This window comes from Stenotrophomonas sp. GbtcB23, from assembly GCF_019091045.1.
Lineage (GTDB): Bacteria > Pseudomonadota > Gammaproteobacteria > Xanthomonadales > Xanthomonadaceae > Stenotrophomonas > Stenotrophomonas rhizophila_A.
Genome location: NZ_JAGXKC010000002.1, coordinates 133,227 through 151,629, shown reverse-complemented (window position 1 = coordinate 151,629; position 18,403 = coordinate 133,227). Strand labels below are relative to the sequence as shown.

The following is an 18,403-nucleotide window of genomic DNA, read 5'->3' as shown; positions in this document are numbered from 1 at the left end:
GGAACCCAGATAAAAGTCCAGACAGCCGCTGAATGGCTGCTTGGGCGCGCTTTTTTTTCCGCCATCGCCAACTCGCATCGAGGCTACTCCCAATGATCGACCCACGCTGTCTCCGGATGTCCAAGCTCACCCTTGGCCTCATGGCAGTACTTGCTGCCGCCCCCGCCTTCGCCCAGAGCACCTCTGCCGGTGTCGGCGGCCAGGTAACGTCTGCCGCTGGCCAGCCTGTTGCTGGCGCCGAAGTCACCATCACGCACACCGAGTCGGGCACGGTCAGCCGCGCCACGACCGATGCTGCGGGTCGATACAACGCGCGCGGCCTGCGCGTGGGTGGTCCGTACACCATCACCATCAACAAGCCCGGTGAAGGCACCAAGACCGAAGAAGGCGTGTACCTGGGCGTGAACCAGACCGGTACCGTCAACGCTGCCCTGACCGGCGACGTTGCGGCGACCAACCTGGACGCCGTGCAGGTCGTGGCCGTGGCCGGGGGCTCGGAAGTGTTCAGCTCGACCAAGATGGGCTCGGGCACCAACATCAGCCAGCAGCAGATCGAGACCGCCCCGTCGATCGGCGGCAACATCCAGGACCTGATGCGTCTTGACCCGCGCGTGACCTTCATCGACCGCGCCTCGGGCTCGATCTCGGCCGGTGGCCAGAACCCGCGCTTCAACTCGATCAACATCGACGGCGTGTCCGCCAGCGACACCTTCGGCCTGGAAGGCAACAACATGCCGACCCGTCGCCAGCCGGTCGCGATGGAAGCCATCGAAGCACTGGACATCAACCTGTCCAACTACGACGTCAGCATCGCTGCCGCCGCCGGTGCCACCGTCAACGCGGTGACCAAGTCCGGTACCAACGATTTCCACGGCTCGGTCTACGGCACCTACCGTGACGGCGACTGGTTCGGTGACAACCCGGAAGGCCAGAAGTTCAACGGCTTCACCAAGGAAGAAACCTACGGCATGACCGTGGGCGGCCCGATCGTGAAGGACAAGCTGTTCTTCTTCGCCAACTACGAAAAGTTCAAGCAGGCCGCCCCGGGCGCCGACCTGAGCGGCACCGCGCTGGGCAAGGCCAACCCGCAGTTCACCCTGGCCGACGTGACCCGTGCGCAGCAGATTGCTGAAGGCTACGGCATTGCCGCCGGTGGCCTGGAAAGCAATGGCGATACGGAGATGGAAGAGTACGCGCTGAAGCTGGACTGGAACATCAGCGACAACCACCGTGCCAACATCCGTTACAGCAAGATCGACCAGAGCAAGCTGCGCATCAACGGCATGACCACCAGCTCGGCCTCGCTGAGCTCGTACTGGTACCAGCACGACAAGACCAACGAGAGCTACGTCGCCCAGCTGTTCAGCGACTGGTCCCCGAACTTCTCGACCGAGCTGAAGGCCTCCTATCGCGAGTACTCGGCGATCCGTAATGTCTCGACCGACGCGCCGAGCATCCGCATCTTCTTCCAGGGCAACGAAGCCTCGCCGTCCGGCGACTCGCTGTACCTCGGTACCGAAGTCAACTCGCAGGACAACATCCTGGAGACCAAGGCGTGGAACTACTACGCCGCCGCTACCTGGACCCTGGGTGACCACGACGTCAAGTTCGGCGCGTCGTACGACACCAACGACATCTACAACTACTTCGGCGCCAACTCGTGGGGCGCGTACACCTTCTACGGCCTGGACAACTTCGCTGCCGGCCGCTGGAGCAGCTACAACTACAATCCGGAACGCACCCCGGGTTCGATTCCGGCGGACTACAAGTTCAGCAACCTGGCCCTGTTCGTGCAGGACACCTGGTACGTCAACAACAACCTGACCCTGACCATGGGCGTGCGTGCCGACCGCGCCGACACCAGCCCGGCCCCGGCTTACAACGCCGCAGCGTCGCAGTTCTTCGGCCTGGACAACAGCGAAGTGCTGAGCAACAAGTTCCTGATCCAGCCGCGCGTCGGCTTCAACTACACCTTCGACACCGATCGCCAGACCCAGCTGCGCGGCGGCGTGGGCCTGTTCCAGGGTGACGCCCCGCAGGTGTGGCTGAGCAACAGCTACTCGGCGACCGGCTTCAATAATTCGGTCTACGCCTACACCAGCGGCTACAACCCGGCGCTGCCGTTCAACCCGAGCAAGGACAGCCAGCCGGTCCCGACCACGCCGGGCTCGAACCGCCAGAACGTCAACTTCGTCGGCAGCGACTTCAACATGCCGTCGGTGTACAAGGCCAACCTGGCCTTCGACCACGAAACCCCGTGGTACGGCATCGTGGCCTCGGCCGAGTTGCTGGTCACCAAGGTCAAGGACGCCCTGTACTACAAGAACCTGAACCTGGGTCCGGTGCAGTATCAGGGTCCGGACGGCCGTGACATGTATTACTCCCGCGGCAGCACCGGCAATGCCTGGGCGACCGGCAACGCACGCGCAGGCCGCAACCAGGCCTACGACTCGGTGTACGAAATCGCCAACACCGACAAGGGCCGCACCTCGCAGTTCACCGTCTCGTTGGCCAAGCCGTGGGATGCCGCCAGCGACTGGTCCTGGAACCTGGGCTACACCTACACCGATGCCACCGAAGTCGGCACGCTGACCAGCTCCACCGCCAGCTCGGGTTGGGGCTACCAGTACGCCTTCAACGCCAATGACGAGATCGAGAACACCTCGCGCTACCAGATCCGCGACCGCCTGTCGGGTGCGCTGAACTGGAAGCACAAGTTCTTCGGCGACTACGAAACCCGCGTCGGCCTGGTCTACGAAGGTCGCAGCGGCCGTCCGTACAGCTACGTCTACGTGAACGACGCCAACGGCGACAGCCGCACCGCGAACGACCTGTTCTACGTGCCGACCGGCCCGGGCGACGTGCTGTTCGGCAACCTGACCCAGAGTGGCCAGTTCACCGCCGATCCGGCCATGGAGGCCTCGTTCTTCGAGTGGCTGAAGAACAACCCGCAGCTGGCCAAGTACGCCGGCCAGGCGGCCCCGGCCAATCAGTTCCGTACCGGCTGGATCAACACCTTCGACCTGCGCATCAGCCAGGAACTGCCGGGCTTCATGAAGGGTCACAAGTCGGAGATCTGGCTGGACGTCCAGAACATCGGCAACATGATCAACAAGGACTGGGGCAACATCTACGACTACGGCTTCTTCGCCGATGCGCGTGTGGCCACCCTGCAGGGCATCAAGGACGGCAAGTACGTGTACAACTTCCGCGGCGCGGACGAGCCGGCGGTGGCCAACAATGACGCAGACGGCTTCGACGTCGGTGTCTCGCAGTGGTCGGTGCAGCTGGGCTTCCGCTACCAGTTCTGATGAACTGAGCTAGTGGCAAGGTAAACAGAACGGCCGGGGAAACCTGGCCGTTCTGCTGTGTGCGGTATCGAGGAAGGCGAGGGCGCTTGTCTGCGTTGGCGGATGAGCGTATGCTCGTCCGGTTGCGCGAAAATCGCGCACGCACGGCAGCCCCCGAGGCGTCGCCGGGGTCGAAACGCATCCAACGGTCGGGTTTCCCGGCCGTTTTGCTTTTTAAGGGGGCAGCGGTACAGTCGGCAACCTTGAGGAAGCGAAAAGAATGGAAATGACGATCACCGAAAAGCCGGCGCGCACGCTGCCGGTGCAGGACGCGCGGATCTACCCGCGCGGTGGGCTGGATGTGCTGTCGCGCGCAGAAGTGGCGCGCCTTCGCGATGCATCCGGCGGCGGCATGCACGAGCTGCTGCGCCGCTGCGCGCTGGCCGTGCTGACCAGTGGCAGTGCCTCCGATGATCCGCGCGCCGCGCGCGATCTGTACCCCGATTTCGACATCCAGGTCGCCCAGCAGGACCGTGGCGTGCGCATCGACCTGGTCAATGCACCGGCGATGGCGTTCGTGGACGGCGAGATCATCCGCGGCGTGGCCGAGCTGCTGTTCGCGGTCGTGCGCGACCTGGCCTACATGGCCATCGAAATGGGCCCGGCCTACGCGGCCGAGCTGGAATCGTCCGAAGGCATCACCAACGCGGTGTTCGGGCTGCTGCGCAACGCGCGCATCCTCAACCCGGGCGACCCGAACCTGGTTGTGTGCTGGGGCGGCCATTCGATCGGCCGCGATGAGTACCTGTACACCAAGCAGGTCGGCTACGAGCTGGGCCTGCGCGGCCTGGACATCTGCACCGGCTGCGGCCCGGGCGCGATGAAGGGCCCGATGAAGGGCGCCACCATTGCCCATGCCAAGCAGCGCAAGCACACCACGCGCTACATCGGCCTGACCGAGCCGGGCATCATCGCCGCCGAATCGCCGAACCCGATCGTGAACCACCTGGTGATCATGCCGGACATCGAGAAGCGTCTCGAAGCGTTCGTGCGCATCGGCCACGGCATCATCGTGTTCGCCGGCGGCGTGGGCACCGCCGAAGAGATCCTGTACCTGCTCGGCATCCTGCTGCGCGAAGAGAACAAGGACCTGCCGTTCCCGCTGATCCTGACCGGCCCGACCGTGGCCGCGCCGTACTTCGAGCAGATCGACCGCTTCATCCGCCTGACGCTGGGCGATGCCGCGGCCGAGCGTTACCAGATCATCATCGGCGACCCGGTGGCCGTTGCCCGGCAGATGTCGGCCGGCATCAAGCGCGTGCGTGAGCACCGCCTGGTGCAGAAGGATTCGTTCTTCTTCAACTGGTCCATCGAGATCCCGTGGGAGTACCAGCAGCCGTTCGTGCCGACCCATGAGGCCATGGCCGCGCTGGACCTGCACCACGGGCGTCCGCCGCATGCACTGGCGGCCGACCTGCGCCGCGCGTTCTCCGGCATCGTGGCTGGCAACGTGAAGGAAGACGGCATGCGCCGGATCGAGCAGTTCGGTCCGTTCGAGATCCATGGCGACGCCGACATGATGCAGGCCCTGGATGAACTCCTGCGTGCCTTCGTCGAACAGCGCCGGATGAAGATCTCGGGCGAGTACCAGCCCTGCTACAGGGTGCTGGCCTGAGAAGGCGGGGTGGCCGGGTCGGGAGCCCGCGCCACCCCCGCCCAACCGTACGGGTGTCAACGGTTTGACGCCCGTCGCCTCCGGGCGACCGTTCGTCCTGCTGTCGCTTGCCGCTGGGCGGCCGGGCGTCCATTGTCCTGTCATCACGCTGGGGAGCGTTCCATGCATCTGCGTACGTCCAAGGGCTTCACACTCATCGAACTGATGGTCACCGTCGTGGTGATCGGGGTGGTGGCTGCGATTGCCTTCCCGAACTTCCAGAACCTGATCCGCTCCAACCGCATCGCCACTGCGCACAACGAGCTGATCGGCCTGGTCAACCTGGCCCGCAGCGACGCGATCCGCAACAACCAGGGCGGGGCGGTCTGCGGCAGCAGCACCGGCACCAGCTGCGATGGCAAGTGGAACGTGGGCATGCTGGCGTTCAGCGACAGCGACGGCGACGGGGTGTTGGGCAATACCGAACCCGTGTTGCGCTACACCTCCATCAACAAAGCCCTGGTCGTTGCCGGCCCCCCCGGTGCCATGATCGGGTTCGACGGGCGCGGCCGTCGCCGCAACAGCACCGACCAGGAAGTCACCCTGCGTCCGGAGAAGTGCGACAACCAGCCGCTGCAGAGCACGCTGACCATCAATGCCTCCGGGCAGGTCACCACCGTCAAGGGACCCTGCAAATGATCCGTACTCCCTACCGTCCGCGTGGCCGCCAACGCGGCTTCAGCTTGCTTGAAGTGCTGGTTGCCGTGGTGGTGCTGGCGTTCGGCCTGCTCGGCTTCGCCCTGCTGCAGACCATGAACGTTCGCTACGTGCAGAGCGCCAACTACCGCACCCAGGCCACCAACCTGGCCTATGACCTCACCGAGCAGATGCGCAGCAACCGCCATTCGTCGGAGTGGTACAGCAATGCCACCTTCGCCTCGGGCAGCAAGACGGCCGCAGGCGTGTGCGCGCGGCCGATCAATACCGTCACGGTGGAACAGAACATCGCGCGCTGGCAGTGCCAGGTGGTCAAGGCGCTGGGCGACAACGCCGCGGCCAAGGTCACTGTCGCCAACGGCGTGGCCACCGTTGAAATCAGCTGGGCCGACGAGCGCTGGAGCAAGACGGCTCCGGACGCCCTCACCACTTTCCGCACCCAGACCCAGCTATGAAAGGTCCGCACATGTTCCGCAGCCGCCAGGCAGGTCTGTCCCTGATCGAACTGATGATCTCGCTGGTCATCGGTCTGATCCTGATGCTGGGTATCACCCAGGTATTCATTGCCTCGCATTCGGCCTCGCGCCTTTCCGAAGGTGTGGCGCGTGCCCAGGAGAACGGTCGCTTCGCCCTGGATTTTCTTGAGCGCGACATCCGCATGGCCGGGCACATGGGCTGCGTGAACGACCAGGCCCACTTCATCAAGGAAACCGGCCTGCCGCGTAACAACATGCTTGCCGCGACCAACACCGGCAACGGCAGTCCGCTGGACTTCAGCGTGGCCATCCAGGGCTACGAAGCCCCCGGGACCGCGCCCAGCAACATCCTCAACGTAGGCGATGGCACCGTGCCGGCCAACCTGCCGGGACCCATCGGCAACCTGGTGCCCGCCCCGATGCCCGGCAGCGACGTCCTCGTCCTGCGCTTCCTGGCGCCGGAAGGCGTACCGGTGACCGCCATCAACGGTCAGAAGCTGACGGTCGCGGCGGACCGCTGGCAGCGGCTGACCGAAGGCGGGCTCGCGACGCCGACCATGTTCGGCATCGCCAACTGCGACAACGTCGACGTGTTCGCAGGGGCGCTGGACTCCAATGTGATTACCGCCGGTACCGTGGACCTGACCCGCTACGCGCCGCAGCCCGAACCGACCCAGGTGTACCGCGCCGAGTCGATGGTCTATTACATTGGCGCCGGCACCAATGGGCCCGGCCTGCGTCGCGCGCGCGCCAATTCGGCCGGGGCGTATACGATCAACGAGGAACAGGTCGAAGGCATCGAGAACCTGCAGGTGATGTACGGACTGGACAGCTCGGCGGTGATCACCGGCGAAAGCCCACCCAGCGGCTATATCGGGGTGCAGAACGTGGCGTCTGGTGTCACAGTCGCCACCAATGCCACCGGTGCAGGGCAATGGCGCCGCGTAGGCATGGTCCAGGTTGGCCTCGTCGCGCGCAGCCCTGGCCGCACCGGCACCAACGCCAACTCCAGGCCCACCGATGCCGCGGCCAGCCTCGGCGTGCTCGGCATGACCTACAACCAGGATGCCGTCACCGATGGGCGCTATCGCACCGCCTATGAAGTGAGCGTGGCCCTGCGCAATCGCCTGTTCGGGAACTGACCATGAACCGTCCGCCGCACCGCCGTCCTGTCCCCGCCGCCCGCCAGCAGCGCGGCGCAGTCCTGTATGTCGCGCTGATCATGCTGCTGCTGCTTGCCCTGATCGGCGTGGCCGGCATGCAGGTTGCCGGCATGCAGGAAAAGATGTCCTCCAACTACCGCGCCGCCAGCCGATCCTTCCAGAACACCGAAGGCGCCGTGCGCAATGCGGAAGATGCCGTGGAAGCGATCACCAACCGAAAAACACCGCGCGACAACAGTCTCGTCAACGCCGCCAGCGTCACGCAGGACTGCGAGGACGGCTTCGATCCGGTGGCGTGGGGCAGGGACCTGGCCAAGAAGAATGAAGCCGCGCCGAAGGTGCGGGTCCGCCAGATCGACCAGTGCGGCGGGCCTGGCGGCAATGCATTCGACAACGGCCTGCCGCTGGACAAGGCCACCGCCACCTTCCAGATCACCGCGTACGCGGCCGACGACAAGGACAACCCCACGTCGCGTTCGGTCATCGACACTATTTTCAAGCTCTGAGGATCGCGGCCATGGCTTCGCGCAGATTCAAATGGACCGCCGCCGGTTCGGCGGTAGCAGTACTAGGCCTGGCATTAGTGGGCTACAACCTGATCGCCTCACAGGGGCAGGGCCTGCTGTCCCAGCAGCCGCTCAACATTCCCAAGCCGTCCACGCCGGCGTTCATCATGGCTGTGGATGATTCTGGCTCCATGACCTTCCAGACCCAGTTCCCGGGCCAGGACGGCGAGGGCTGCTGGAACCCGGACCTGAAAAGCTTCTTCCAGTCTGCTGGCGTACTGAGTACGGCCGCGGACAACCGCAACAACAGCTGCGATTACCTCTACGTGCTGCCTGGGCCGCGCATCAACAATTATCCCGGGATTCCGCCGTTCGACTCGCTGGGGTTCGCACGCTCCCCGCAATACAACCCGACGTATTTCGATCCCACGGTGAAGTATGAGCCGTGGCAGCAATATGATGGCGTGCCATTTACGGAATATCGCCCGTCGGAGGCGCGGATTGATCCGAAGCCGGGCGCGGCTGATACCCGGGTCAACCTGACCAGCAATTACTACGGTACCGAGACGTTCCGTATCCAGAACGGCATGGCCTACCCGGCCGGGGCGTACATCAACGGCGCGACCTATCGCAATGCCGGGGTCTGGAGCAACGGGACCAGTAACGCCCGCGTGCAGTACTGGCCTGCAACTTTCTTCATCAAGGTGGTGAAGGATGACAGCGATCCGTTCCCCAAGCTCAACGGTACCGATGCCTACGCAAACGCAACCCGCACACGCGCAGCGAACGCGTGCGGCACTGGCTGCGACATGTGGAAATACACACTGCCTGCCGACAATGCCGATGCTGGCTCGAAGAACTTTGCGATATGGTTCAGCTATTACGGAAACCGCAATCGCGCGATGATCGCCGGCATGACGCGGTCGCTGTCGGATATCGGCAGGCTGCGCGTGGGCTATTTCCGCATCAATCAGCACGGCAGCTACAACACCGCCGCCAAGCAGCTGGCCATCCGGGATGTGAGCGTCAACAGCGAGCGCAAGGCGCTGTTCGACGAGATGCTCGCGCTGCCTGCCAATGGCAGTACGCCCAACCGCCAGGCGGTCTACTCGGCCACGCAGCAGTTCACGCGTAACGACAGCCTTGCACCGACATTGGAGGTCTGCCAGAAGAATGCGGTCATGTTGTTCACGGACGGCTACAGCAACCAGGGCAGCCCGACGGTAGGCAACAACGACCTGGGCATGGGGGCGCCGTTCTCGGACAGCTACTCCAACACCATGGCGGACATCGTCACGAAGTACTACAACAACATCAGTGGCCTGCCGCCGCTGCGTCCCGACCTCACTGCAGGGCAGGTGCCGGTGCCTGCGGCGTGCTCCTCGGGTACCCCGGACAGTCAGCTGGATTGCCAGAAGAATCTGCATCTCAACTTCTACGGCGTCACCCTGGGCGCGCGCGGCAATCTGTTCAACCCGGACAATCCCGAGAACCCCTATCTCACCCCGGCGATCTACCAGAACTGGCCGAAGGTGGAAGACGATGCGCGCAGCACCATCGACGACATCTGGCACGCGGCCGTCAACACCCGAGGCGAGTACATCAATGCCCGCACGCCGGCTGAAATCACCGACGCCATGCGCCGCGTGCTGTCGGCCGTGACGGCCGGCAATTCGCCGTCCGGTGGCACCGGGTTCAGCGGCGCTCGCATTGGTGCCGGTTCGCTTACCGTCAGCCCGTTCTACGAGTACACCAATGAGGGCACCGACTGGTTCGGCAGGTTGACTGCCACCAAGCTGTCGATCAATCCGGAAACGCGTGCACTGGTACAGACCCCGTTCTGGGAAGCCAGCGCGCAGCTGCCGAGCGCGTCCGCGCGCAGGATTTTCTTCACCAAGAACGGCAAGACCGACGCATTTACCTCCAACAATGTGAAGCTCGAGGACATCTGCCTGAAAGGCGCGCCCTATGCGGGCATGTCCTTCTGCAACGCCACTTCGGAACTGACTGCGTTGGGCGTGGATGCCGCCGCTGCCGTCGATTACCTGCGTGGCGATACGTCCCGCGAAGTGCGCAATGGCGGGAAGCTGCGTGACCGTACCACCCGGCTGGGTGACATCGTCACCTCCGCCCCGTTTGTCAGCTCGCCGAGTGATGACTACGGCTACCGCCGCCTGTCCGACGATCAGCTGTCCACCTCCTACGCGACCTACCTGGAAAAGAAGGCCGAGTCCAACTACATGGTCTATGTGGGTGCCAATGACGGCATGCTGCACGCGTTCAACGGCGGCATGAATGCGGCTGGCGACACGGTGGCGGGGGGCGGCTCGGAGGCATTCGCCTACATTCCCAGCACCGCGCTCGGGCACATGGGCAACCTGCTTTTCCCGGCCGATCCGGAGAAGAAGAATACCCAGAAGTTCCAGCACCGGTATTACGTGGATGGGCAGATTGCCGTGGGTGACACGTACTACGGCACCGCCTGGCATACGACGCTGGTCGGCGCGTCCGGTGCCGGCGGGCGCAGCGTGTTCGGCCTGGACGTCACGGCGGGCAGTGCGTTCGACAAGGGCAAGAAGCTGTGGGAGATCAGCGATCTCGACGCCTCGCTGCCGGAAGACGTGCGCAAGAACATCGGCCACGTGCTGGCCAAGCCGGTGATCGTCCCGGTCCTGGAAGACAAGAAAGTGGTGTTCAAGGCGATCTTCGGCAACGGCTTCAACAGCGCCAACGGCAAGGCGGTGCTGTTCGTGGTCGACATCGCATCGGGCAAGGCGACTATGATCGACGCGGTCGAGAACGGCAGTCCGCTGCCGGCCGGCAGCAACGGGCTCGGCAGCATCGTCGTGATCGATCGCTGGGGCGGGGCCGAGCAGGACAAGCGCTCGCGCGATGGTATTTCCGACACCGTGTACGGTACCGACCAGAAGGGTGCGGTCTGGAAATTCGACCTGCGCAACATGACGCAGAAGCCGGTCCGGCCGCTGTTCACCAGCCTGGTATCCGTGGACGCCGGTCTCAACCTGCGCCAGCCGATCACTGGCGGCATCACCGCCGGCAGCGGTCCCAACGGTGGCGTGATGCTGTACTTCGGTACGGGCAGCTTCTCGTTCGACCCGGACTCGCGGGACAACTCGCTGCAGAGCATCTACGCGATCAACGACACCAACGTCGGTCCGGTCGTCGCCACTACCCTGACCCGCAGCAATCTTGCCGGGCGAACCATCACCACCTCGGGGGACACGCGCACCCTGGTGGCCGGTGCCACGCCGGCCAATGCAAGTGGGTGGTTCATCGACCTGCCGGTGAGCAAGGTCAAGGACGGGCTCAGCGAGCGCGTGGTCAGCACGCCGTCCCTGTCCAACGGCATCGTGGCTTTGTCCACGTACGCGCCGGAGCCGTCCAGTTCGGGCGGTTGCGCCGCGGTCGGCACCAACTGGTTCTTTGCCCTGACGCCGTTGACCGGTGAAGGTGCGCTGGGGCGTGCCACCTTGAATTCGCCTGGCGGGACCGGGTTTGCGACCGGCGCCGCCGGGCTCAAGAACAAGAGTCCAGGCAATGCACCCGTGCTCAACAACACGCCGTTCGCGTTGCCGCGTGCGCCGGTCGCTTCACTGGGTGGTGATGGCGGCGGCGGCGGCGGCGGCGGCGGCGGTGGCGGTGGCGGCGCGCCCGGGTCGCCGGGCAACAATGTCTGCTACATGGGTTACCCCAATGGCCCCGACATCATCTACGTACCGTATCCGTGCGGTCGTCAATCCTGGAGGCAGATCCTGTGAGCAAGCGTTTCTCCGCGCAGTGGCGCAACCCGCGCAAGGTGGCCGGGTTTACCCTGATCGAGCTGATGATCGTCGTCGCCGTGATCGCCGTGCTCGCATCCATCGCCTATCCGTCCTACACGGCCCAGGTGCGCAAATCCAAGCGCGCCGCAGCCAAGGCGGAGCTGGTGGAGTACGCACAGCGCGCCGAGCGCCAGCACACGCTCAACAACAGCTACACGAACTTCAAGTTCGTGGAGAACAGCGGCACCACCATCGCTTCGCCACGCGATGGCAGCAAGCCGATGTACCAGGTGACCTTTGCGTCGGCCAATGCCAACGCGTTTACGATTACGGCAGTTCCGCAGGGTGACCAGGCAAAAGACCCGTGCGGCACCATCTCGGTGAACCAGGCGGGGGTGAAGACCCCGGCCAACACCAGTGCGCTGGATTGCTGGTAAATGGCCGCCGGCGGTTGCAACGCCACGAGTGAACGTCTAGAATTCGCGTCCCCGCCCGAATAGCTCAGCCGGTTAGAGCACTTGACTGTTAATCAGGGGGTCGTTGGTTCGAGTCCAACTTCGGGCGCCAGTTTCTGCAGAAGCCGCGAGCAATCGCGGCTTTTGTCGTTTCGGTGGCTGGTGTAGAGGTAGACCCGGCCGCTCAGTGCGGGCAGTCCACGGTGCCCGGCCTGCGTGCGGCACGGGTGCGGCCCACGTTGTTCACGACCACCTCGCCGTGCAGCTGCCCTCCGGCACAGATGGCCACCGTGAGCGGGCTGCCGCCACTGCGCCCGTCGGGCTGGAGGCGCAGGCGCGGGCGATTCTGGCTGGACCGCGCCACCACCGAGGCATCCCGGTACCCGGGGCGGTACTGCAGGACATCCGTCGGCGAGGGCGGGGAAGTCCCCGATTCCGATCCACGGTCCAGGTGGATCAGCCATCCCCGGCTCCAGTCGTTCCAGCAGTGCATGCCGTCTTCGCTCGGGCAGACGGCCACCGGCGCGGCGCGGGTGATCGCGGTGCTGCGCGCAGTGTTGAACACCGAGACGAGCTGCATGCGCAGCATGTCGGCGCGCATCCGGCTGACGCTGGCGCTCAGCGAGGGCAGGGCCAGCGCGCAGAGCACCGCCAGGATGAGCAGGGTCACCGTCAGTTCCAGCAGGGTGAACCCCCGGGGCCGGGGGAAGGGGCGAGGGCGGTGCATGGGGGATACCGGAGACAAGGCGTCACCGTGCCCTGTCCGGAGCAGGCCGACCATCGGTCAAAGGCAAGCTTCACGGTAGGCTGCCCCCTCAGCCGGCCGTCACCCAACCCCCCGCTATAATGTAAGGCCCGGTCTATGGCGGCACCATGAGCGATCGCTTCGAACTTGTATCTCCGTACTCCCCGGCGGGCGACCAGCCGGCCGCGATCGAGAAGCTGACGGCCAATTTCGAAGCCGGCATCGCCAAGCAGACCCTGCTGGGCGTGACCGGCTCGGGCAAGACCTACACCATTGCCAATGTCATCCAGCAGGTGCAGAAGCCCACCTTGGTGATGGCCCCGAACAAGACCCTGGCCGCGCAGCTGTACGGCGAATTCAAGGCGTTCTTCCCGCACAACGCGGTGGAGTACTTCGTCAGCTATTACGACTACTACCAGCCCGAAGCCTACGTGCCGTCATCGGACACCTTCATCGAGAAGGACAGTTCGATCAACGAGCACATCGAGCAGATGCGGCTGGCGGCGACCAAGACCCTGCTGTCGCGCCCGGATGCGATCGTGGTGGCCACCGTGTCGGCAATCTATGGCCTGGGTGCGCCCGAGGACTACCTGTCGCTGCGCCTGATCCTGTCCACCGGCGAACGCATCGACCAGCGCGACCTGATCAACCACCTGACCCAGCTGCAGTACACCCGCAACGAGTACGAGCTGCACCGCGGCACGTTCCGCGTGCGCGGCGAGGTCATCGACATATTCCCCGCGGAATCGGACAGCGAAGCGGTGCGCATCGAACTGTTCGATGGCGAAGTCGAACAGATCAGCATGTTCGATCCGCTTACCGGTGAAAGCCTGCGCCGCCTGCAGCGCTACACCGTATACCCCAAGACGCACTACGCCACCACGCGCGAGCGGGTGCTGTCGGCGGTGGATACGATCAAGGCCGAGCTCAAGGTGCGGCTGGAGCAGCTGTACGAACAGAACAAGCTGGTGGAAGCGCAGCGCCTGGCGCAGCGCACCCAGTTCGACCTGGAAATGATGGCCGAGGTCGGCTTCTGCAACGGCATCGAAAACTATTCGCGGCACCTCACCGGCAAGGCCGCCGGCGAGCCGCCGCCGACCCTGTTCGACTACCTGCCACCCGATGCGCTGCTGGTCATCGACGAATCGCACGTGACCATTCCGCAGATCGGCGCGATGTACAAGGGCGACCGCTCGCGCAAGGAAACCCTGGTCGAATTCGGCTTCCGGCTGCCCTCGGCGCTGGACAACCGCCCGCTGCGCTTCGAAGAGTGGGAGGCGCGCTGCCCGCGCAGCATTTACGTGTCCGCTACCCCGGGACCGTACGAGCTGCGCGAAGCCGCCGATGAAATCACCGAGCTGGTGGTGCGCCCGACCGGCCTGATCGACCCGGTGGTGGAGATCCGCCCGGTGGGCACCCAGGTTGACGACCTGATGAGCGAGGTCAACGAGCGCATCAAGCTCGGCGACCGCGTGCTGGTCACCACGCTGACCAAGCGCATGGCCGAGAACCTCACCGAGTACCTCACCGAACACGGCATCCGGGTGCGCTACCTGCATTCGGACATCGATACGGTGGAACGCGTGGAGATCATCCGCGACCTGCGCCTTGGCAAGTTCGACGTGCTGGTCGGCATCAACCTGCTGCGCGAAGGCCTGGACATGCCGGAGGTATCGCTGGTGGCGATCCTCGACGCGGACAAGGAGGGCTTCCTGCGCTCGACCGGCTCGCTGATCCAGACCATCGGCCGAGCCGCACGCAACCTGCGCGGCAAGGCGATCCTGTACGCGGACAAGATCACCCGCTCGATGCAGGCGGCAATCGACGAAACCGACCGCCGTCGTGCCAAGCAGGTGGAATACAACGAAGCGCACGGCATCGTGCCCAAGTCGGTGCTGCGCCCGATCGTGGACGTGCTGGAAGGTGCGCGCTCGGAAGCGGCCGAAAAAGAAGCGCGGGGCAAAGGCAAGGGACGCGGTGGCCGGGTGGCCGAGGAGGCGGTGGATTACCGCACCCTGGAACCGGCCCAGATCGCCAAGCGGCTGCAGGCGCTGGAGCAGCAGATGTACCAGCACGCCCGCGACCTGGAGTTCGAAGATGCGGCGCGCGTGCGCGACCAGATCCGCCAGCTGAAGGAGGCCAGCCTGGGCTGAACAACGCGTTGTGAAATACCTTCACAAAAGTGTTGCTCTTCACACCCGACGTCCGTAATATACGCGGCCTGCACCGACGCAATTGCAGCGGCGCAGCGAGACAAACGGGCGGTTAGCTCAGCGGTAGAGCACTACCTTGACATGGTAGGGGTCACAGGTTCGAACCCTGTACCGCCCACCACTCCAGTCCCAGCGACTGCGGTGGAACAACAGAAAAGCCGGCCATCAGGTCGGCTTTTTTGCGTTGTGGGTTCCGTGACAGCGGCGCTTCCCCACAACGCGTTCCGCACCCACCTGATGGCGAGCTGGTTGCTGCGGGCCAAGGATGCAGGCTCCAGCGCGTGGTGGCCTGCATGTCGTTCCTGTCGGACGTCTTCTCCCGTTCGTTTCCAGCGCCTTTACCCCTGTTCGGCAAGGCATGTGCGCTCGCACTGCTGGCCGGTGTGTGTGGTGTCGTGTTCGCGCCGGTGTTGTTGCCCCGGATGCCTGCGTGGTGCGCACTCCTGTGCGGTGCGGGGGTCTGGTGTGCGATGCCGCGTGCACGGTGGTGCGGCGCAGTGCTGGCCGGGATCGGCTGGGTCACCCTGCACGCCCATGCCGGCCTGGCCCTGCAATTACCCGCGGCTGCCGCGCCTGCGGACCACGTGCTGCGCGGCCGGGTGGTGGAGCTGCCGCAACATGGACCACGCAGCACCCGCTTCCGGTTCCGCGTGGATGACGATGCGACGATGCCCGCGCACCTGCGCGGCCGCGAGCTTGCGCTGGCCTGGTATGACGTCACTGCGGCAAAAACGCCTGCGCGCGCGCCTGCAGCCGAACCGGCGCTGCGCTGCTCGCTTCGCGCCGGCGCACGCTGGCAGCTCCACGCGCGGCTGCGCCCACCGCGTGGATTGCGCAACCCGGGTGGCTTCGACGCCGAGCGGCATGCGCTGCTGCAGCGGTTGAGCGGCACCGGGCACGTGCGCGCCCCGGCGATGGCCTTGGGCGACCCGACCGGATTGCCGGCGTGGCGCGAGCGCATGGCCGATGCCATCGCCGGACACGTGCCGGGCGCCGGCGCCCGTTTCATCCAGGCGCTGGCGCTGGGCGATACCCGCGGGTTGGGGCAGGGCGACTGGGATGATCTGCGCGCGCTCGGCCTGACCCACCTGGTGGCGATCTCCGGGTTTCACGTCGGGCTGGTGGCCGGATTCGCGGCGTGGCTGGCGGGGCTGGCCTGGCGAGCGTTTGCCGCGCTGGGACGCGGCTGGCCACGGCCATTGGCGGCCGCGCTGGCGGCCGTCATCGGTGCCGCGCTGTATGCGGCCGTGGCCGGCTTCGCGCTGCCCACGGTGCGCACGGTGCTGATGATCGCGGTGGTCGCCGCCGCCCGCTGCGTGCGACGACCGGCCACCGTTGGCCAGGCGTTGGCGCTGGCGGCGTTGGCGGTGCTGCTGGTGGATCCGCTGTCGGTACTGGCGCCGGGCTTCTGGCTCAGCTTCGCCGGGGTGCTGTGGCTGGTCTGGTGCCTGCCGGGGCACGGGGTGCATTGGCTGCGCACTTTCCTGGCCGCGCAGGGCGTGGCCACCCTGGCGCTGTTGCCGCTCACCGTGGCGCTGTTCGGGCAGGCCTCGCGGGCGGGGCCGTTGGTCAACCTGCTGGCCATTCCCTGGTGGAGCTTGGTGGTGGTGCCGTTGGCGTTGCTTGGCACCGGGCTTGAGGCCGTGGTCGACGGGGCGGGGCGCTGGCCCTGGCGCTGGGCGGCCGCCTGCTTCGACGCGAGCTGGTGGCTGTTCGGGGCGCTTGCGCGCCAGCCGTGGGCGTTGTGGTGGGCGCCGCAGGCGGGCGTCGCGGCGGTGCCGGTCGCCGTGCTCGGGGTGTTCTGGCTGTTGCTGCCGCGCGCCGCCGGGATGCGCCTGCCGGCGCTGCTGCTGTGCCTGCCGCTGCTGTGGCCGGCCCGCGATCGTCCCGGCCCCGGCGAGGTCGAACTGCTGGTGATGGACGTGGGGCAGGGCCTGGCCGTGTGGGTGCGTACCCGCCACCACCGCCTGCTGTACGACGCCGGCCCCGCCGCGGAAGGGGGATTCGACGCCGGCGAACGGGTGGTGGTGCCGACCCTGCACGCGCTGGGCGAGGCCGGGCTGGACCGGCTGCTGCTCAGCCATGGCGACCGCGACCACGCCGGTGGCATGCCTGCAGTGCGCCGCGCCTTTCGCGATCCGCCGCTGCAGGCGCCGTCGGGTGCGGTGCCCGCCATCCAGCTGCCCTGCAGCAGCGGCGAGGCCTGGCGCTGGGACGGGGTGGACTTCACCGTCCTGCATCCGCCGCCGGGCATGGACTACGCAGGCAACGCCAGCAGCTGCGTGCTGCGCATCCAGACCGCGCATGGCGTGGTGCTGTTGACGGGCGACATCGGCCAGCGCGAGGAGGCCGTGCTGGTTGCCACGGTACCGGCCGCGCTGCGCGCCGACGCGGTGCTGGTGGCGCACCACGGCAGTGCCGGCTCGTCCGGCGCCGACTGGGTGCAGGCGGTGTCGCCCCGCCTGGCGATCGTCTCGGCCGGGCATGGCAACCGGTTCGGGCACCCGCGCCCGGACGTCGTGCAGCGCTGGCGGGCGGCCCCTGCCGAAGTGCTGAACACCGCCGACAGCGGCGCGCTGCGCCTGTGGCTGGGCCAGGAGGGGTTGCAGGTGCGCGAACAGCGTCTTTTCGAACGCCGTTGGTGGGATGCCGCGGAGCGGACGCGGTCGGCTGCTATCCTATCGGCGGTCATACAGGCGGCCAATGGGCCGGAGGGTTGAAACGTGTGGGAACTGGTCAAGGCCGGTGGCTGGCCGATGGTGCCGCTGCTGCTGTTGGGCGTACTGGCTTTGGCAATCGTCCTGGAGCGTTTCTGGACCTTGCGGCGTAACGAGGTCCTGCCCCCGGGGCTGGGCCAGGAAGTGCGCAACTGGGCCGCGCGCGGCAAGCTCGATCCGAATCACATCCAGTCGCTTCGGGCCAACTCGCCGCTGGGCGCGTTGCTGGCCGTGGCGCTGGAAGCGCGCAACCGCCCGCGCGACCAGATCCGCGAGCGCATCGAAGATGCCGGCCGGCATCTGGTGCACCGCATGGAGCGGTTCCTGAACGCGCTGGGCACCATCGCATCGGCGGGCCCGCTGCTGGGCCTGCTTGGCACCGTGGTGGGCATGATCCAGATGTTCCTGGGCATCCTCGACCACGGCGTGGGCGATGTGAACCAGCTGGCCGGCGGCATCGGCAAGGCGCTGGTGTGCACCGCCACCGGCATGATCGTGGCCATCCCGGCATTGATGTTCCATCGCTACTTCAAGGGCCGCATCGGCGGTTACGTGATCGAGATGGAAATGGAGGCCTCGGCCCTGCTGGACGCACTGGACGGCCGCCCCGGCGTCATGAACGCGGCACCGCGCGCCGGCACCGCGCCGGCGGCCGGCGCCGCGCCCGTCACGGCCAAGGGCTGAC

12 protein-coding genes and 2 tRNA genes are annotated in these 18,403 nt (G+C 66.0%); 13 read left to right on the top strand and 1 reads right to left on the bottom strand.

All coding sequences use genetic code 11. The annotated features are described in order from the left end of the window. Nucleotides 1-116 precede the first annotated feature (116 nt). The 9 genes from KVS69_RS01630 (at nt 117) to KVS69_RS01590 (ending at nt 12,155) form a co-directional block, all read left to right on the top strand. Nucleotides 117-3,311, top strand: coding sequence for a carboxypeptidase regulatory-like domain-containing protein (locus KVS69_RS01630; protein WP_093534036.1), 3,195 nt, complete (start codon nt 117-119; stop codon nt 3,309-3,311). A 265-nt stretch (nt 3,312-3,576) separates the two neighbouring features. Beyond that, on the top strand, nt 3,577-4,965 hold the full coding sequence (gene ppnN / locus KVS69_RS01625) for a nucleotide 5'-monophosphate nucleosidase PpnN (RefSeq protein ID WP_095364063.1): 1,389 nt from the start codon (nt 3,577-3,579) through the stop codon (nt 4,963-4,965). A 162-nt stretch (nt 4,966-5,127) separates the two neighbouring features. Further along, entirely contained in the window at nt 5,128-5,643 is a 516-nt protein-coding gene (locus KVS69_RS01620) for a GspH/FimT family pseudopilin (protein ID WP_302675354.1), read from the top strand. Further along, nucleotides 5,640-6,116 (top strand): type IV pilus modification protein PilV, encoded by a 477-nt coding sequence (gene pilV / locus KVS69_RS01615; protein ID WP_217536044.1) that lies wholly within the window; start codon nt 5,640-5,642, stop codon nt 6,114-6,116. The genes KVS69_RS01620 and pilV overlap by 4 nt, the downstream gene beginning before the upstream one ends. After that, nucleotides 6,113-7,279: a PilW family protein gene (locus KVS69_RS01610; RefSeq protein WP_254621959.1), complete on the top strand. Its 1,167-nt coding sequence runs from the start codon at nt 6,113-6,115 to the stop codon at nt 7,277-7,279. Before pilV ends, KVS69_RS01610 begins: the two co-directional genes overlap by 4 nt. Nucleotides 7,280-7,281: 2 nt before the next feature. Further along, nucleotides 7,282-7,806, top strand: coding sequence for a PilX N-terminal domain-containing pilus assembly protein (locus tag KVS69_RS01605; protein ID WP_217536034.1), 525 nt, complete (start codon nt 7,282-7,284; stop codon nt 7,804-7,806). 11 nt (nt 7,807-7,817) lie between these two features. Continuing rightward, nucleotides 7,818-11,585 (top strand): PilC/PilY family type IV pilus protein, encoded by a 3,768-nt coding sequence (locus KVS69_RS01600; protein ID WP_217536031.1) that lies wholly within the window; start codon nt 7,818-7,820, stop codon nt 11,583-11,585. Continuing rightward, on the top strand, nt 11,582-12,025 hold the full coding sequence (locus tag KVS69_RS01595; protein ID WP_217536029.1) for a type IV pilin protein: 444 nt from the start codon (nt 11,582-11,584) through the stop codon (nt 12,023-12,025). Before KVS69_RS01600 ends, KVS69_RS01595 begins: the two co-directional genes overlap by 4 nt. A gap of 53 nt (nt 12,026-12,078) precedes the next feature. Then, nucleotides 12,079-12,155 (top strand) — tRNA-Asn (locus tag KVS69_RS01590). Nucleotides 12,156-12,227: 72 nt separating this feature from the next. Here the strand turns inward: KVS69_RS01590 and KVS69_RS01585 are convergent. Further along, nucleotides 12,228-12,770: a GspH/FimT family protein gene (locus tag KVS69_RS01585; RefSeq protein ID WP_254621958.1), complete on the bottom strand. Its 543-nt coding sequence runs from the start codon at nt 12,768-12,770 to the stop codon at nt 12,228-12,230. Between the two features lie 146 nt (nt 12,771-12,916). Here KVS69_RS01585 and uvrB point away from each other — a divergent pair, with 146 nt between their 5' ends. The 4 genes from uvrB to KVS69_RS01565 all read left to right on the top strand — a co-directional run bounded on the left by uvrB (nt 12,917) and on the right by KVS69_RS01565 (nt 18,402). Next, complete coding sequence (gene uvrB, locus KVS69_RS01580; protein WP_068854624.1) at nt 12,917-14,941, top strand: excinuclease ABC subunit UvrB; 2,025 nt, start codon at nt 12,917-12,919, stop codon at nt 14,939-14,941. Nucleotides 14,942-15,047: 106 nt separating this feature from the next. Continuing rightward, nucleotides 15,048-15,122: transfer RNA gene (locus KVS69_RS01575), tRNA-Val, on the top strand. 349 nt (nt 15,123-15,471) lie between these two features. After that, the gene (locus KVS69_RS01570) at nt 15,472-17,721 is read left to right on the top strand and encodes a DNA internalization-related competence protein ComEC/Rec2 (RefSeq protein ID WP_254621957.1); all 2,250 of its coding nucleotides are present in this window, start codon (nt 15,472-15,474) and stop codon (nt 17,719-17,721) included. 3 nt (nt 17,722-17,724) lie between these two features. After that, nucleotides 17,725-18,402, top strand: coding sequence for a MotA/TolQ/ExbB proton channel family protein (locus KVS69_RS01565; protein ID WP_095364023.1), 678 nt, complete (start codon nt 17,725-17,727; stop codon nt 18,400-18,402). Nucleotide 18,403 lies beyond the last annotated feature (1 nt).

What these genes read in the sequence shown, in the direction of transcription:
- KVS69_RS01605 (WP_217536034.1), top strand. Translation starts at nt 7,282, where the DNA reads ATGAACCGTCCGCCGCACCGCCGTCCTGTCCCCGCCGCCCGCCAGCAG.
- KVS69_RS01585 (WP_254621958.1), bottom strand. Translation starts at nt 12,770, where the DNA reads ATGCACCGCCCTCGCCCCTTCCCCCGGCCCCGGGGGTTCACCCTGCTG.
- KVS69_RS01570 (WP_254621957.1), top strand. Translation starts at nt 15,472, where the DNA reads ATGCCGCGTGCACGGTGGTGCGGCGCAGTGCTGGCCGGGATCGGCTGG.
- uvrB (WP_068854624.1), top strand. Translation starts at nt 12,917, where the DNA reads ATGAGCGATCGCTTCGAACTTGTATCTCCGTACTCCCCGGCGGGCGAC.
- KVS69_RS01630 (WP_093534036.1), top strand. Translation starts at nt 117, where the DNA reads ATGTCCAAGCTCACCCTTGGCCTCATGGCAGTACTTGCTGCCGCCCCC.
- pilV (WP_217536044.1), top strand. Translation starts at nt 5,640, where the DNA reads ATGATCCGTACTCCCTACCGTCCGCGTGGCCGCCAACGCGGCTTCAGC.
- KVS69_RS01600 (WP_217536031.1), top strand. Translation starts at nt 7,818, where the DNA reads ATGGCTTCGCGCAGATTCAAATGGACCGCCGCCGGTTCGGCGGTAGCA.
- ppnN (WP_095364063.1), top strand. Translation starts at nt 3,577, where the DNA reads ATGACGATCACCGAAAAGCCGGCGCGCACGCTGCCGGTGCAGGACGCG.
- KVS69_RS01610 (WP_254621959.1), top strand. Translation starts at nt 6,113, where the DNA reads ATGAAAGGTCCGCACATGTTCCGCAGCCGCCAGGCAGGTCTGTCCCTG.
- KVS69_RS01620 (WP_302675354.1), top strand. Translation starts at nt 5,128, where the DNA reads ATGCATCTGCGTACGTCCAAGGGCTTCACACTCATCGAACTGATGGTC.